Origin of the sequence: Pseudomonas tohonis (assembly GCF_012767755.2) — a bacterium.
Taxonomy (GTDB): Bacteria; Pseudomonadota; Gammaproteobacteria; order Pseudomonadales; family Pseudomonadaceae; genus Metapseudomonas; species Metapseudomonas tohonis.
The window spans coordinates 5401282-5415546 of the sequence record NZ_AP023189.1 but is presented as its reverse complement, the minus strand read 5'-3'; the positions used below and the strand labels follow the sequence as shown (position 1 = coordinate 5415546).

General features: G+C 64.3%; 16 protein-coding genes. 15 read left to right on the top strand and 1 reads right to left on the bottom strand.

All coding sequences use genetic code 11. From position 1 onward, the window contains the following. The first annotated feature begins 17 nt into the window (after positions 1-17). From queA to HSX14_RS24870, 6 genes are all read left to right on the top strand, one after another. The gene (gene queA / locus HSX14_RS24895; protein ID WP_173172862.1) at positions 18-1067 is read left to right on the top strand and encodes a tRNA preQ1(34) S-adenosylmethionine ribosyltransferase-isomerase QueA; all 1050 of its coding nucleotides are present in this window, start codon (positions 18-20) and stop codon (positions 1065-1067) included. A 14-nt stretch (positions 1068-1081) separates the two neighbouring features. Then, entirely contained in the window at positions 1082-2197 is a 1116-nt protein-coding gene (tgt, locus tag HSX14_RS24890) for a tRNA guanosine(34) transglycosylase Tgt (RefSeq protein ID WP_173173118.1), read from the top strand. Positions 2198-2253: 56 nt separating this feature from the next. Beyond that, positions 2254-2595, top strand: coding sequence for a preprotein translocase subunit YajC (yajC, locus tag HSX14_RS24885; protein ID WP_111263259.1), 342 nt, complete (start codon positions 2254-2256; stop codon positions 2593-2595). A gap of 61 nt (positions 2596-2656) precedes the next feature. Further along, entirely contained in the window at positions 2657-4519 is a 1863-nt protein-coding gene (secD, locus tag HSX14_RS24880; protein ID WP_173172864.1) for a protein translocase subunit SecD, read from the top strand. 10 nt (positions 4520-4529) lie between these two features. Beyond that, complete coding sequence (secF, locus tag HSX14_RS24875) at positions 4530-5441, top strand: protein translocase subunit SecF (protein ID WP_173173120.1); 912 nt, start codon at positions 4530-4532, stop codon at positions 5439-5441. Between the two features lie 220 nt (positions 5442-5661). Then, the gene (locus tag HSX14_RS24870; protein ID WP_111263297.1) at positions 5662-6216 is read left to right on the top strand and encodes a glycine zipper 2TM domain-containing protein; all 555 of its coding nucleotides are present in this window, start codon (positions 5662-5664) and stop codon (positions 6214-6216) included. A gap of 93 nt (positions 6217-6309) precedes the next feature. Here the strand turns inward: HSX14_RS24870 and suhB are convergent, their stop codons facing one another. Then, positions 6310-7125: a type III secretion system regulator SuhB gene (suhB, locus tag HSX14_RS24865; protein ID WP_173172866.1), complete on the bottom strand. Its 816-nt coding sequence runs from the start codon at positions 7123-7125 to the stop codon at positions 6310-6312. Between the two features lie 146 nt (positions 7126-7271). On the opposite strand from suhB, the gene trmJ reads away from it, so the two are divergent. The 9 genes from trmJ (at position 7272) to fdx (ending at position 14257) form a co-directional block, all read left to right on the top strand. Then, a complete protein-coding gene (gene trmJ, locus HSX14_RS24860) occupies positions 7272-8045 on the top strand; it encodes a tRNA (cytosine(32)/uridine(32)-2'-O)-methyltransferase TrmJ (RefSeq protein WP_173172868.1) in 774 nt (257 codons plus the stop codon). Then, positions 8045-8821, top strand: coding sequence for a serine O-acetyltransferase (gene cysE / locus HSX14_RS24855; protein WP_173172870.1), 777 nt, complete (start codon positions 8045-8047; stop codon positions 8819-8821). Before trmJ ends, cysE begins: the two co-directional genes overlap by 1 nt. A gap of 137 nt (positions 8822-8958) precedes the next feature. Further along, positions 8959-9465 (top strand): Fe-S cluster assembly transcriptional regulator IscR, encoded by a 507-nt coding sequence (gene iscR, locus HSX14_RS24850; protein ID WP_111263265.1) that lies wholly within the window; start codon positions 8959-8961, stop codon positions 9463-9465. A 30-nt stretch (positions 9466-9495) separates the two neighbouring features. Continuing rightward, positions 9496-10710, top strand: coding sequence for an IscS subfamily cysteine desulfurase (locus tag HSX14_RS24845; protein ID WP_111263266.1), 1215 nt, complete (start codon positions 9496-9498; stop codon positions 10708-10710). Positions 10711-10741: 31 nt separating this feature from the next. Then, positions 10742-11128, top strand: a complete 387-nt coding sequence (gene iscU, locus HSX14_RS24840; protein ID WP_021220845.1) for a Fe-S cluster assembly scaffold IscU — start codon at positions 10742-10744, stop codon at positions 11126-11128. A 25-nt stretch (positions 11129-11153) separates the two neighbouring features. Further along, positions 11154-11477 (top strand): iron-sulfur cluster assembly protein IscA, encoded by a 324-nt coding sequence (gene iscA / locus HSX14_RS24835; RefSeq protein ID WP_173172872.1) that lies wholly within the window; start codon positions 11154-11156, stop codon positions 11475-11477. A gap of 8 nt (positions 11478-11485) precedes the next feature. After that, positions 11486-12007, top strand: a complete 522-nt coding sequence (gene hscB, locus HSX14_RS24830) for a co-chaperone HscB (RefSeq protein ID WP_173172874.1) — start codon at positions 11486-11488, stop codon at positions 12005-12007. Positions 12008-12055: 48 nt separating this feature from the next. Next, positions 12056-13915 (top strand): Fe-S protein assembly chaperone HscA, encoded by a 1860-nt coding sequence (gene hscA / locus HSX14_RS24825; protein WP_173172876.1) that lies wholly within the window; start codon positions 12056-12058, stop codon positions 13913-13915. A gap of 3 nt (positions 13916-13918) precedes the next feature. Beyond that, positions 13919-14257, top strand: a complete 339-nt coding sequence (gene fdx / locus HSX14_RS24820; protein ID WP_111263270.1) for an ISC system 2Fe-2S type ferredoxin — start codon at positions 13919-13921, stop codon at positions 14255-14257. Positions 14258-14265: the final 8 nt, after the last annotated feature.

The following is a 14265-nucleotide window of genomic DNA, read 5'->3' as shown; positions in this document are numbered from 1 at the left end:
GCGAGACGACCCCCACCATGCGCGTTGCCGACTTCCACTTCGAGCTCCCCGAGCACCTCATCGCCCGCCATCCCCTGAGCGAGCGCCGCGCCAGCCGCCTGCTGGTGCTGGACGGCCCTACGGGCGAACTCGCCCACAAGGGTTTCGCCGACCTGCTGGGCTACCTGCGCCCAGGAGACCTGATGGTATTCAACAACACCCGGGTCATCCCGGCGCGCCTGTTCGGCCAGAAAGCGTCAGGCGGCAAGCTGGAAATCCTCGTGGAGCGCGTGCTGGACAGCCACCGCGTGCTCGCCCATGTGCGTTCGAGCAAGTCGCCCAAGCCGGGTTCGATCCTCCTCATCGACGGTGGCGCCGAGGCGACCATGCTCGCGCGGCACGATGCGCTGTTCGAGCTGGGCTTCGCCGAAGAGGTGCTGCCCTTGCTCGATCGCCTCGGGCACATGCCATTGCCTCCTTATATAGACAGGCCGGATGAGGATGCCGATCGCGAGCGCTACCAGACTGTCTATGCACGCCATGCCGGTGCCGTTGCGGCGCCCACGGCCGGGCTGCATTTCGACGAGGCGCTGCTGGAGTCCATCGCGGCCAAGGGCGTCGAGACGGCCTTCGTCACCCTGCACGTCGGTGCCGGCACCTTCCAGCCGGTTCGTGTCGAGCGTATCGAAGAGCACCACATGCATCGCGAGTGGCTCCAGGTCGACCAGGAGGTCGTGGATGCGGTCGCCGCCTGCCGTGCGCGAGGGGGGCGGGTGATCGCCGTGGGCACTACCAGCGTGCGTTCGCTGGAAAGCGCCGCGCGGGACGGTACGCTCAAGCCCTTCAGTGGCGATACCGACATCTTCATCTACCCGGGCAAGCCGTTCCATGTGGTGGATGCCCTGGTGACCAATTTCCATCTTCCCGAATCCACCCTGCTGATGCTGGTGTCCGCCTTCGCCGGCTACCCGGAGACCATGGCCGCCTACGCGGCGGCGGTCGAGCAGGGCTATCGCTTCTTCAGTTACGGTGATGCCATGTTCATCACCCGCAACCCCGCACCGCGCGGGCCCGAGGACCAAGCATGACACGCACTTGCCGCATGACCTTCGAATTGCTGGCCACCGAAGGCAAGGCCCGTCGTGGCCGCCTGACCTTCCCCCGTGGCGTGGTCGAGACGCCGGCCTTCATGCCGGTGGGCACCTATGGGACGGTGAAGGGCATGTTGCCGCGCGACATCGAGGCCATCGGCGCGCAGATCATCCTCGGCAACACCTTCCACCTCTGGCTGCGTCCGGGCATGGAAGTGATCAAGCGTCACGGCGACCTGCACGACTTCATGCAGTGGCAGGGCCCGATCCTTACCGACTCGGGCGGTTTCCAGGTGTTCAGCCTGGGCGCGATGCGCAAGATCAAGGAGGAAGGGGTGACCTTCGCCTCCCCGGTCGACGGCGCCAAGGTATTCATGGGGCCCGAGGAGTCGATGCAGGTGCAGCGCGACCTCGGCTCCGACATCGTGATGATCTTCGACGAATGCACGCCCTATCCGGCGGATTTCGACGTGGCCAGGCGCTCCATGGAGCTGTCGCTGCGCTGGGCCGGCCGTTCCAAGGCCGCCCACGGCGAAAGCACCGCCGCGCTGTTCGGCATCGTCCAGGGCGGCATGCATGAAGAGCTGCGCATGCGTTCGCTCGAAGGGCTGGACCGGATCGGCTTCGACGGCCTGGCCATCGGCGGGCTCTCGGTGGGGGAGCCCAAGGAAGAGATGATCCGCGTGCTCGACTACCTGCCGGCGCAGATGCCGGCCGACAAGCCGCGCTACCTCATGGGTGTCGGCAAGCCGGAGGACTTGGTGGAGGGCGTACGGCGCGGCGTCGATATGTTCGACTGCGTGATGCCCACCCGCAACGCGCGCAACGGCCACCTTTTCGTCGAGACCGGGGTGCTGAAGATCCGCAACTCGGTGCACAAGCACGATGATTCGCCGCTGGATCCGAGCTGCGACTGTTACACCTGCAAACATTTCTCCAGGGCCTATCTGCACCATCTGGACAAATGCGGCGAAATGCTCGGCAGCATGTTGAATACAATCCACAACTTGCGGCATTACCAGCGCCTTATGGCTGGTTTGCGCGAGGCAATCCAACAGGGTAAATTGGCCGCCTTTGTCGATGCCTTCTATGCCCGGCGCGGACTACCGACACCGCCCCTGGACTGATAACGCCGCATATATAGAGCTGAACATTCTTCGTATTTTCGCAACAGGAGTGCTACATGAGCTTTCTGATTCCCGCCGCCTATGCCGACGCCGCTGCCCCGGCAGCCGCCGCTGGTCCCGCCGGTACCGGCTTTGAGTGGGTTTTCCTGATCGGTTTCCTGGTCATCTTCTACCTGATGATCTGGCGTCCCCAGTCCAAGCGCGCCAAGGAACACAAGAACCTGCTGGGCAACCTGCAGAAGGGCGACGAAGTGGTCACCTCCGGCGGTATCGCTGGCAAGGTGGTCAAGGTTTCCGATGACTTCGTGGTCATCGAGGTTTCCGATACCGTCGAACTGAAGATCCAGAAGGTCGCCATCGCGGCCACGCTGCCGAAAGGCACGCTGAAAGCCATCTAACGATTCGTTCTTCACCATTCACGGGGCGCCTAAGGCGCCCCGCGTCATAACGGGCGGTGTCATGCTCAACAAGTACCCTCTGTGGAAATATCTGCTGATCCTGGCGGTTCTCGCCCTCGGCCTGGTTTATTCCGCACCCAACCTCTACCCCAATGATCCGGCCATCCAGATTTCCGGCAACAGCACGGCGCTGAAGATCCAGCAGGGCGATCTCGATCGCTCCGTGGCAGCCCTGAAGCAGGTCGGGATCGAGGTCAAGAGCTCCAGCCTCAGCGATCGTGGCGGCCTGCTGCGCCTGAACAAGCTGGGCGATCAGCTGCCGGCCAAGGAAGCCATCTCCCAGGTGCTGGGCGAGGACTACGTGGTTGCGCTCAACCTCGCGCCGACCACGCCGGAATGGCTGCGCAGCGTGCATGCGACGCCGATGAAGCTCGGCCTCGACCTCTCCGGTGGCGTGCACTTCCTGCTGGAAGTGGACATGGAGAAAGCCGTATCCGCCCGCGTGAAGATCTACGAAGGCGAAGTCCGTACCCTGCTGCGCAAGGAGCGCGTGCGCTACCGCAGCCTGCCGGGCATCGACAATGGCTTCCAGCTCGGCTTCAGCGACCAGGAGTCGCTGGAAAAGGCCCAGTCGCTGATCCGCAAGTCCTTCACCGATTTCGATCTGAAGACCGCCGAGCGTGGCGACCAGCAGGTGATGAGCCTGACCCTGACCCAGGCCAAGCTGTCCGAGATCCGCGAATACTCGATCAAGCAGAACCTGACCACCGTCCGCAACCGTGTGAACGAGCTGGGCGTCTCCGAGCCGCTGGTACAGCGCCAGGGCGCCAACCGCATCGTGGTCGAGCTGCCGGGCGTGCAGGACACTGCCGAAGCCAAGCGCATCTTGGGCAAGACCGCCAACCTCGAATTCCGCCTCGCCGCCGCACCCGATGCCAGCAAGGCCAGCACCGAATCCTTCGAGTTCCGTGAGCCGGGCCGTCCGCCCGTGCCGCTGGAGCGCAGCCTGATCATCACCGGTGACCAGGTCACCGATGCCCAGGCCAGCTATGACGAGAACGGCCGTCCGCAGGTGAACATCCGTCTGGATGGCCACGGCGGCGAACTGATGAACCGCGCCACCCGCAACAACGTCGGTCGCAGCATGGCGGTGATCTTCATCGAGCAGCGCCCGATGAGCCGCAAGGCCAAGCAGGTGGTCGACGGCGTCGAGCAGGAAGTCGTGGTCCCCGGCTTCAAGGAAGAGAAGAAGATCATCAGCCTGGCGACCATCCAGTCGCCGCTGGGCAACCAGTTCCGCATCACCGGCCTGAACGGCCAGGGCGAGTCCTCCGAGCTGGCCCTGCTGCTGCGCGCCGGTGGCCTGGCCGCGCCGATGTACTTCGCCGAAGAACGCACCATCGGCCCGAGCCTGGGTGCCGAGAACATCGTCAAGGGCATCGAGTCCACCGAGTGGGCGATGATCTTCGTGTCGCTGTTCATCATCGCCATCTACCGTTTCTTCGGCGTGCTGGCGACCGTCGCCCTGGCCTTCAACCTGGCCCTGCTGGTGGGGCTGATGTCAGCCATCGGCGCGACCCTCACCCTGCCGGGCATCGCGGGTATCGTGCTGACCCTGGGCATGGCGGTGGACGCCAACGTGCTGATCTACTCGCGGATACGCGAGGAGCTGGCCAATGGCATGTCCGTGCAGCGTGCCATCCACGAGGGCTTCGACCGCGCCTATGCGGCGATCATCGACTCCAACCTGACCACCCTGCTGGTGGGCGGCATCCTCTTCGCGCTGGGCACCGGCCCGATCAAGGGCTTCGCCGTCACCATGTCGCTGGGTATCGTCACCTCGATGTTCACCGCGATCATGTTCACCCGTGGTCTGGTCAACCTGATCTTCGGTGGCCGTAACTTCAAGAAACTGTGGATCTGAGGCAGCCATGATCAAGTCAACAATCCGCTTCATGGCGATCCGCAATTTTGCGTTCGCCGTCACCGTCGTCATCAGCCTTGTCGGTATCGGTGCGCTGTTCGCGAAGGGCCTGAACTTCGGCCTGGACTTCACCGGCGGCACCCTGATCGAGCTGGCTTACGAGAAGCCCGCCAACCTCGAGCTGATCAAGGAGGAGCTGGGGCAGGCCGGCTACCGCGATGCCGTTGTGCAGAGCTTCGGTGCCAGCACCGATGTGCTGGTGCGCCTGGCGGGTGAAGACCCCCAGCTGGGTAACCAGGTCGCCGCGTCCCTGCGCAAGATCGACGCCGAGAGCCAGTTCGTGGTCAAGCGTGTCGAGTTCGTCGGCCCGCAGGTGGGCGAGGAGCTGCGTGACCAGGGTGGCCTCGCCATGTTGCTCGCGCTCGGTGGCATCCTTCTGTACCTGGCCTTCCGCTTCCAGTGGAAGTTCGGCGTCGGCGCGGTCGCTTCCCTGGTGCACGACGTGATCGTCACCCTCGGCATCCTTGCGTTCTTCCAGCTGCCGTTCGACCTGACCGTGCTGGCGGCGGTGCTGGCGATGATCGGTTACTCGCTGAACGACACCATCATCATCTTCGACCGTATCCGCGAGAACTTCCGCGTACTGCGCAAGGCCGACCTGATCGAGAACATCGACGTCTCGTGCACCCAGACCCTGTTGCGTACCATCGCCACCTCGACCTCCACCGCGCTGGCTCTGGTCGCGCTGCTGGTGTTCGGTGGCGACAGCCTGCACGGCTTCGCGGTCGCACTGCTGGTGGGTGTGGTCGTGGGTACCTACTCCTCGATCTACATCAGTGCCCCGGTGCTGATCTGGCTGGGCCTGAGCTCGGAGGACCTGATTCCTCCGGCCGTGACCGCCGAGGTCGACGAGCGTCCCTGATTCCTCTGCTCGTAATGGAAAAGCCCGCTTCTGCGGGCTTTTTCTTTTCTGCGGCGAGGCGGTCGTTGTCCGTTGCCGTGGCGATGGGGCGGGGTGGCACCTGTGATGGCTGTCCCACTCATCGTTGTGGGATATGGCCTACGGGAACTCGGGAAAAAAGCTGTACTCCAAGGCAGGGAGTAGGGCGCAGATGCGCCGGTTGATGAACCAGGAGGTCCATGTGAACAAGTCGATGCTCGTCGGCGCCGTTTTGGGTGCGGTCGGTGTAACCGCCGGTGGCGCTGTCGCTACCTACAGTCTTGTGGGTAATGGCCCCGAATATGCCGAGGTGCTCGCGGTGCAGCCGGTCAAGGAAACCTTCAAGACCCCGCGTGAGGTCTGCAAGGACGTCGCCGTGACCCGGCAGAAGCCGGTCCAGGACCAGCACCAGATCGCCGGTACCGTACTGGGTGCGGTAGCGGGTGGCCTGCTGGGCAACCAGATCGGCGGTGGCAACGGCAAGAAGATCGCTACGGTCGCAGGTGCCGTGGGCGGTGGCTATGCCGGCAACAAGGTGCAGGAGCACATGCAGAACAGCGACACCTACACCACCACCGAAACCCGTTGCAACACCGTCCAGGAGACCAACGAGAAGGTCGTCGCCTACGACGTGCAATACCAGTTGGATGGCAAGGTGAATCAGGTGCGCATGGATCATGATCCGGGTGCGCAGATTCCGGTCACCAAGGAAGGTCGTCTGGTACTGACCCAGCGTCAGGCCGGCATCCAGCAGTGATCGCCGGATGAAATGAAGAAGGCGCCTCCGGGCGCCTTTTTCGTGGGCATGAAAAACCCGGCGCCAGGCCGGGTTCTTCGTAACGCGAGCGTATCAGCGCTTCAGCGACGGCGGCAGGTGCGGCTGGATGGCAGTCAGCACGGCCTTGAAGCACTTGGTGTTGCCCGCGACGATGTGGCCTTTCTCGAGGAAGTCGTGGGCGCCGGTGAAGTCGCTCACCAGGCCGCCCGCTTCCTGCACCAGCAGGGCGCCAGCAGCCATGTCCCACTCGGACAGGCCGAACTCCCAGAAGGCATCGAAGCGGCCAGCGGCCACATAGGCCAGGTCCAGGCTGGCGGAGCCGGCGCGGCGGATGCCGGCGGTCTGGCCGACCAGGCTGCGGAACATGTTCAGGTAGTTGTCGAGGTTATCCAGCTGGCTGTCGCGGAAGGGGAAGCCGGTGCCCAGGAGGGCGCCTTCCAGGCTCTTGCGCGGGCTGACGCGCAGGCGGCGGCCATTGAGGGCGGCGCCACGGCCGCGGCTGGCGGTGAACTCTTCCTGGCGGACCGGATCGAGTACCACGGCGTGTTCCAGGCGACCCTTGTATTTGCAGGCGATGCTCACGGCGAAGTGCGGTACGCCGCGGATGAAGTTGGTGGTGCCGTCCAGCGGGTCGATGATCCACTGGTAGTCGGCGCCTTCGCCGGTGCCGGCGATGGAACCGCCTTCTTCGCCGAGGATGCTGTGGGTCGGGTAGGCCTTGCGCAGGGCCTGGATGATGGTTTCTTCGGCGGCGCGGTCGACCTCGGTGACGTAGTCCTTGGCGTCCTTCTCGTTCACCGAAATCACGTCCAGGCGCTCGATGGAGCGGAAGATCAATTCACCGGCGCTGCGAGCGGCGCGCAGGGCGATATTCAGCATAGGCTGCATGGGGGAGTCACCTGGGTCGTTAAAGAAAGCCGGACATACTAACAGAAAAGCGTGGCTCATGAAGTGCAGGCCGGCGGTTTCATGGCGTTTGACTGAGTGCTTCTGTAAGATTTCACGCCCTGAAGTCTAGGTTTGGAGCCAGCGCCTTGCTGCAAAACATTCGCGTGGTCCTGGTCGGCACCAGCCACCCCGGCAATATCGGTGGGGCGGCGCGTGCCATGAAGAACATGGGGTTGTCGCGCCTGGTACTGGTCGCGCCCGAGCAATTCCCGCATCAGGAAGCCTGGGCGCGCGCCTCCGGGGCCGATGACATCCTCGAGTCCGCGCAGGTGGTCGCGACCCTGGAAGAGGCGTTGATCGGCTGCAGCCTGGTCTACGGCACCAGTGCGCGTGATCGCCATATCCCCTGGCCGTTGCTCGATCCCCGCGAGTGCGGGTCGAGCTGCGTCGAGCAGGTCGAGGGCGGTTCCGAGGTGGCGCTGGTGTTCGGTCGCGAATACGCCGGCCTGACCAATGAAGAGCTGCAGCGCTGCCAGTTCCATGTCCACATCCCGTCCGATCCCACGTTCGGCTCGCTGAACCTGGCGGCTGCCGTCCAGGTGCTGACCTACGAGGCGCGCATGGCGTGGCTCGCCGTACAGGGCAAGCCGACCAAGATGGAGAAGGTCGAGCTGACCGCCGAGGAAAACCTCCAGCCGGTGACGGTGGACGAGCTGGAGCTGTTCTTCGGCCACCTCGAGCGCACCCTGGTGGAGATCGGCTTCCTCGATCCTGAGCGGCCGCGCCACTTGATGTCCCGGCTGCGCCGCCTTTATGGGCGCAGTGCGATCAGCAAGCTCGAGATGAATATCCTGCGCGGCATCCTGACGGAAACCCAGAAGGCGGCGCGTGGAGAGATCCAGAAGCGGAGAGAGAAGTGATGTTCGAACGCATGCGAGAAGACATTCAGAGCGTATTCCACCGTGATCCGGCTGCGCGCAATGCCTTCGAGGTGCTCACCTGTTACCCCGGCCTGCACGCCATTTGGCTGCACCGACTGGCGCATGCCCTGTGGCTGGCCGGCTGGAAGTGGCTGGCGCGACTGGTGTCGAACTTCGGCCGCTGGATGACCGGCATCGAGATCCACCCGGGGGCGCGAATCGGCCGACGCTTCTTCATCGACCACGGCATGGGCATCGTCATCGGCGAGACCGCCGAGATCGGCAACGACGTGACGCTCTACCAGGGGGTGACGCTGGGCGGCACCAGCTGGAATGCCGGCAAGCGCCATCCGACGCTGGAGGATGGCGTGGTGGTCGGGGCGGGAGCCAAGGTGCTTGGTCCGTTCACGGTCGGGGCCGGTGCCAAGATCGGCTCCAATGCCGTGGTGACCAAGGCGGTGCCTGCGGGGGCCACCGCCGTGGGGATTCCGGGGCGGATCATCGTCAAGGAAGATCCCGAGAAGACAGCGAAGCGCCAGGCGATTGCCGAGAAGTTCGGGTTCGACGCCTATGGTGTCAGCCAGGATATGCCGGACCCCGTGGCGCGTGCGATCGGTCAGTTGCTCGACCATGTCCAGGCGGTGGACGAGCGGCTCGAGGGCATGTGCAGGGCGCTGACCGCGTTGGGGAGCGACTACTGCGCCAGTGCCTTGCCGGAGCTCCGCGAGGAGGACTTCGAGGGGGTGAAGGACGAAGCGCGCCCGCCAGCGGCCTGATAGGCGTGGTGGTGCGTTTCTGATATCATGCGCGCCCCTGTATCTGCTAAATCCGACTGTTTTGATAGGTCTTATAGTTGACTTGAATAGTCGGGAATAGCATACTCGCTGGCAAATCAGCGAACCGTGGAATCCCCATGCGCTTGACCACTAAAGGCCGCTACGCCGTCACAGCCATGCTCGACCTGGCTTTGCATTCGCAGCAAGGTCCGGTTTCTCTGGCTGATATTTCCGAGCGTCAGGGCATCTCCCTTTCCTATCTCGAACAGCTTTTCGCCAAGTTGCGCCGTGGCAACCTGGTCAGCAGCGTTCGTGGTCCGGGTGGCGGCTACCAGTTGTCCCGCGATGTGGGCAGCATCTACGTGGCCCAGGTCATCGATGCCGTCAACGAGTCGGTCGACGTCACGCGCTGCCAGGGGCAGGGCAATTGCGACTCCTCCGGAGGCGCCTGCCTGACCCACCACCTGTGGGATGACCTGAGCATGCAGATCCACGAGTTCCTCAGCAGCATCAGCCTGAGCGACATCGTCGCCCGCAATGAAGTCCAAGAGGTGGCCCAGCGCCAGAACGAGCGCCATGACCAGCGCCGCCTCGGTGGCAGGATGCCGCGTTCAGAAAAGATTGAAGTGTCCGCCATCGAATGAGCAGGGCGCCCGCCTGATAGGAGATAACCGATGAAATTGCCGATTTACCTGGACTACTCCGCCACGACGCCAGTGGACCCGCGGGTGGCGCAGAAGATGAGCGACTGCCTGTTGGTCGATGGCAACTTCGGCAACCCGGCCTCGCGTTCCCACGTGTTCGGCTGGAGGGCCGAGGAAGCGGTCGAGAACGCCCGTCGCCAGGTTGCCGAACTGGTCAATGCCGACCCGCGCGAGATCGTCTGGACCTCCGGTGCCACCGAGTCCGACAACCTGGCCATCAAGGGTGTGGCGCACTTCTACCACACCAAGGGCAAGCACATCGTCACCTCCAAGATCGAGCACAAGGCGGTCCTGGATACCACTCGCCAACTCGAGCGCGAAGGCTTCGAAGTCACCTACATCGAGCCGGGCGAAGATGGCCTGATCACTCCCGCCATGGTCGAAGCGGCCTTGCGCGAAGACACCATCCTGGTGTCGGTGATGCACGTGAACAACGAGATCGGCACCATCAACGACATCGCGGCCATCGGCGAACTGACCCGTGCCCGCGGCATCCTGTTCCATGTCGACGCGGCCCAGTCCACCGGCAAGGTCGAGATTGACCTGGACAAGCTGAAGGTCGACCTGATGTCCTTCTCCGCCCACAAGACCTACGGTCCCAAGGGGATCGGTGCCCTCTACGTACGCCGCAAGCCGCGCGTGCGCCTGGAGGCCCTGATGCACGGTGGTGGTCATGAGCGCGGCATGCGTTCCGGCACCCTCGCCACCCACCAGATCGTCGGCATGGGTGAAGCCTTCCACATCGCCAAGCAGGAAATGGCCTCCGAGAACCAGCGCATCAAGGCGCTGGCGGACCGCTTCTGGGCTGCCGTGGATGGCATGGAAGAGCTCTACCTCAACGGTAGCGCCACCTCCCGCGTGCCGCACAACCTGAACATCAGCTTCAACTACGTCGAAGGCGAATCGCTGATCATGGCCCTCAAGGACCTCGCGGTCTCCTCGGGCTCGGCCTGCACCTCCGCCTCTCTCGAGCCGTCCTACGTGCTGCGCGCACTGGGCCGCAACGACGAGTTGGCGCACAGCTCCATCCGTTTCACCTTTGGCCGCTTCACCACCGAAGAAGAAGTGGATTACGCCGCCAGCAAGGTCCGTGAAGCCGTAGACAAGCTCCGTGAATTGTCCCCGCTGTGGGATATGTACAAAGAGGGCGTCGACCTCTCGACGGTCGAATGGCAGGCGCACTGACGCCACCCCTGATGAGTGAGGAATAAGCACCATGGCATACAGCGAAAAGGTCATCGACCACTACGAAAACCCGCGCAACGTCGGCAAGCTCGACGCTGAAGATCCCGATGTCGGTACCGGCATGGTCGGCGCTCCGGCGTGCGGCGACGTGATGCGCCTGCAGATCAAGGTCAACGAGCAGGGCGTCATCGAAGACGCCAAGTTCAAGACCTACGGCTGCGGTTCGGCCATCGCCTCCAGTTCCCTCGCCACCGAGTGGATGAAGGGCAAGACCCTGGACGAAGCCGCTGCGATCAAGAACACCACCATTGCCGAAGAACTGGCGCTGCCGCCGGTGAAGATCCACTGCTCGGTCCTGGCCGAGGACGCCATCAAGGCGGCTGTCCAGGACTACAAGCAGAAGAAGGGTCTGCTCTAACCGCTCGACCGAGTAAGGAGTCGCTATGGCCATCAGCATGACCGCTTCCGCCGCCGACCACGTGCGCCGTTCCCTCGAGGGGCGCGGCAAGGGTGAAGGTATCCGCCTGGGTGTTCGCACCACGGGTTGTTCCGGCCTGGCCTATGTCCTGGAGTTCGTCGATGAGTTGGCGGGCGAGGACATGGTCTTCGAAAGCTTCGGCGTGAAGGTGATCATCGACCCGAAGAGCTTGGTCTACCTCGACGGCACCGAGCTGGACTTCGTCCGCGAAGGCCTCAACGAGGGGTTCAAGTTCAACAACCCTAACGTTCGCGGCGAGTGTGGTTGCGGCGAGAGCTTCAACGTCTGAGGCGTTCCGTGGGTACCCCCTGTCATTTCGCATTGTTCGACCTGAAGCCCGGCTTCGATCTCGACCTCGACCAATTGGCGTCCCGCTATCGCGAGCTGGCGCGCAATGCTCACCCGGATCGCTTCGTCGATGCCCCCGAGCGTGAGCAGCGCTTGGCGGTGGAGCACGCGGCGCAATTGAACGAGGCCTACCAGACGCTGAAGAGTGCGCCCCGTCGGGCGCGCTACCTGCTGGCCGTCCGTGGGCACGAGCTGCCGCTCGAGGCGACCGTCAAGGACCCCGAGTTCCTGCTGCAGCAGATGCAGTGGCGGGAAGAGCTCGAGGAGTTGCAGGACAGTGCGGACCTGCCTGGTGTCGCGACCTTCAAGCGGCGACTCAAGGTGGCCCAGGCCGATCTGGACCAGGCTTTCTCCGCCTGCTGGAGCGACGACGCCCGTCGCGAGGAAGCCGAGCGCCTGGTGCGCCGCATGCAGTTCCTCGACAAGCTGACTCACGAAGTGCGCCAACTGGAAGAGCGCCTCGACGACTAACCCGCGCATCGCCGCATGGACGGTGGTGTGCCTGAAAAACAGACAAGCATGGCCCTACTGCAGATCGCCGAACCCGGACAGAGCCCCAAACCGCACCAGCGCCGCCTGGCGGTGGGTATCGACCTGGGCACCACGAATTCCCTGGTAGCCGCCGTTCGCAGTGGCGTTTCCGCGCCGCTCGCCGATGCCGACGGCCAGGTCATCATGCCGTCCGCCGTGCGCTATCACGCCGATCGCGTCGAGGTCGGCCGCTCGGCCAAGGACGCCGCATCCGCCGATCCCCTCAACACCGTCCTGTCGGTCAAGCGCTTCATGGGGCGCGGCCTCGAGGATGTGAAGCAACTGGGTGAGCAGCTCCCCTACCGCTTCACCACCGGCGAGTCGCACATGCCGTTCATCGAGACCGTGCAGGGTGCCAAGAGCCCTGTGGAGGTCTCCGCTGAAATCCTCCGTGCCTTGCGCCAGCGTGCCGAAGCCACCCTGGGTGGCGAGCTGGTCGGTGCGGTGATCACCGTTCCCGCCTATTTCGACGATGCCCAGCGCCAGGCCACCAAGGATGCCGCGCGCCTCGCCGGCCTGAACGTCCTGCGCCTGCTCAACGAGCCCACTGCCGCTGCCGTGGCCTACGGGCTGGACAAGCAGGCGGAAGGCGTCGTGGCCATCTATGACCTGGGTGGCGGTACCTTCGATATCTCCATCCTGCGCCTGACCCGTGGCGTCTTCGAAGTCATGGCCACCGGTGGCGACAGCGCCTTGGGCGGGGATGATTTCGACCATGCCCTGGCGGGCTGGATCGTCGAGCAGGCCGGCCTTTCCGCGGACCTGGATCCGGGCGCCCAGCGCAGCCTGCTGGAGGCCGCTTGCGCCGCCAAGGAAGCGCTGACCTCTGCCGATGCGGTCGAGGTGCGCTATGCGCAATGGTCGGGCCAACTGACCCGTGCCCGCTTCGATGAACTCATCGAGCCCATGGTGGCTCGCAGTCTCAAGGCCTGTCGTCGTGCCGTGCGCGATGCCGGCATCGACCTCGACGAGGTCGAGGCGGTGGTCATGGTGGGTGGTTCCACCCGCGTGCCGCGGGTGCGCGAGGCGGTCGGCGAGCTTTTTTCCCGTCAGCCCCTGACCGACATCGATCCCGACCAGGTCGTCGCCATCGGCGCCGCCGTCCAGGCGGACACCCTGGCGGGTAACAAGCGCGGCGAAGAGTTGCTGCTGCTGGACGTGATCCCGCTGTCCCTGGGGCTCGAAACCATGGGTGGCCTGATGGAGAAGGTGATTCCGCGCAACACCACCATTCCCGTCGCCCGTGCCCAGGAGTTCACCACCTACAAGGACGGCCAGACCGCCATGATGATCCACGTGCTCCAGGGTGAGCGCGAGCTGATCAAGGACTGCCGGTCCCTGGCCCGTTTCGAATTGCGTGGCATCCCGCCCATGGTGGCAGGCGCCGCGAAGATCCGCGTGACCTTCCAGGTGGACGCCGATGGCCTGCTGGGCGTGACCGCCAGCGAGACCTCCTCCGGTGTCGAGGCGAGCATCCAGGTGAAACCGTCCTACGGTCTGACCGATGGCGAAATCACCCGCATGCTGCAGGACTCCTTCCAGTACGCCGGTGACGACAAGGTCGCCCGCGCCCTGCGCGAGCAGCAGGTCGACGCCCAGCGCCTGATCGAAGCCGTGCAGGCGGCGCTGCAGGCTGACGGCGACGCATTGCTCAGTGCCGAGGAGCGCATCGCCATCGACTACCAGCTGGAGCAGCTGCAGGGTCTGTTGGCGGGTACCGACGGCGCTGCCATCGAACAGCAAACCAAGCGGCTGACCCAGGTGACCGACGCCTTCGCGGCCCGGCGCATGGATGCCAGCGTCAAGGCCGCCCTGGCGGGCCGCCGACTGAATGAAATCGAGGAATGACTGATGCCGCAGATCGTATTTCTGCCCAACGCCGAGCACTGCCCTGAGGGGATGGTGGTCGAGGCCCAGCCGGGCGAAACCATCATCGCCGCGGCCATGCGCAACGGCCTGGAGATCGAGCACGCCTGCGAGATGTCCTGCGCCTGCACCACCTGCCACGTCGTGGTGCGCGAGGGTTTCAACTCCCTCGAGGCGTCCGACGAGCTCGAGGACGACATGCTGGACAAGGCCTGGGGCCTGGAAGCCGAGTCGCGACTGTCCTGCCAGGCGGTCGTGGGCGAGGTCGATCTCGTCGTGGAGATTCCCAAATACACTCTCAACCAGGTTTCTGAAAAGCACTGAGGAACGAG

Bases quoted from the DNA above. Each gene is read 5' to 3' on its own strand.
- iscU (WP_021220845.1), top strand. From the start codon at position 10,742: ATGGCATACAGCGAAAAGGTCATCGACCACTACGAAAACCCGCGCAAC.
- suhB (WP_173172866.1), bottom strand. From the start codon at position 7,125: ATGCAGCCTATGCTGAATATCGCCCTGCGCGCCGCTCGCAGCGCCGGT.
- queA (WP_173172862.1), top strand. From the start codon at position 18: ATGCGCGTTGCCGACTTCCACTTCGAGCTCCCCGAGCACCTCATCGCC.
- iscR (WP_111263265.1), top strand. From the start codon at position 8,959: ATGCGCTTGACCACTAAAGGCCGCTACGCCGTCACAGCCATGCTCGAC.
- iscA (WP_173172872.1), top strand. From the start codon at position 11,154: ATGGCCATCAGCATGACCGCTTCCGCCGCCGACCACGTGCGCCGTTCC.
- HSX14_RS24845 (WP_111263266.1), top strand. From the start codon at position 9,496: ATGAAATTGCCGATTTACCTGGACTACTCCGCCACGACGCCAGTGGAC.
- fdx (WP_111263270.1), top strand. From the start codon at position 13,919: ATGCCGCAGATCGTATTTCTGCCCAACGCCGAGCACTGCCCTGAGGGG.
- secD (WP_173172864.1), top strand. From the start codon at position 2,657: ATGCTCAACAAGTACCCTCTGTGGAAATATCTGCTGATCCTGGCGGTT.
- hscA (WP_173172876.1), top strand. From the start codon at position 12,056: ATGGCCCTACTGCAGATCGCCGAACCCGGACAGAGCCCCAAACCGCAC.
- tgt (WP_173173118.1), top strand. From the start codon at position 1,082: ATGACCTTCGAATTGCTGGCCACCGAAGGCAAGGCCCGTCGTGGCCGC.
- cysE (WP_173172870.1), top strand. From the start codon at position 8,045: ATGTTCGAACGCATGCGAGAAGACATTCAGAGCGTATTCCACCGTGAT.
- yajC (WP_111263259.1), top strand. From the start codon at position 2,254: ATGAGCTTTCTGATTCCCGCCGCCTATGCCGACGCCGCTGCCCCGGCA.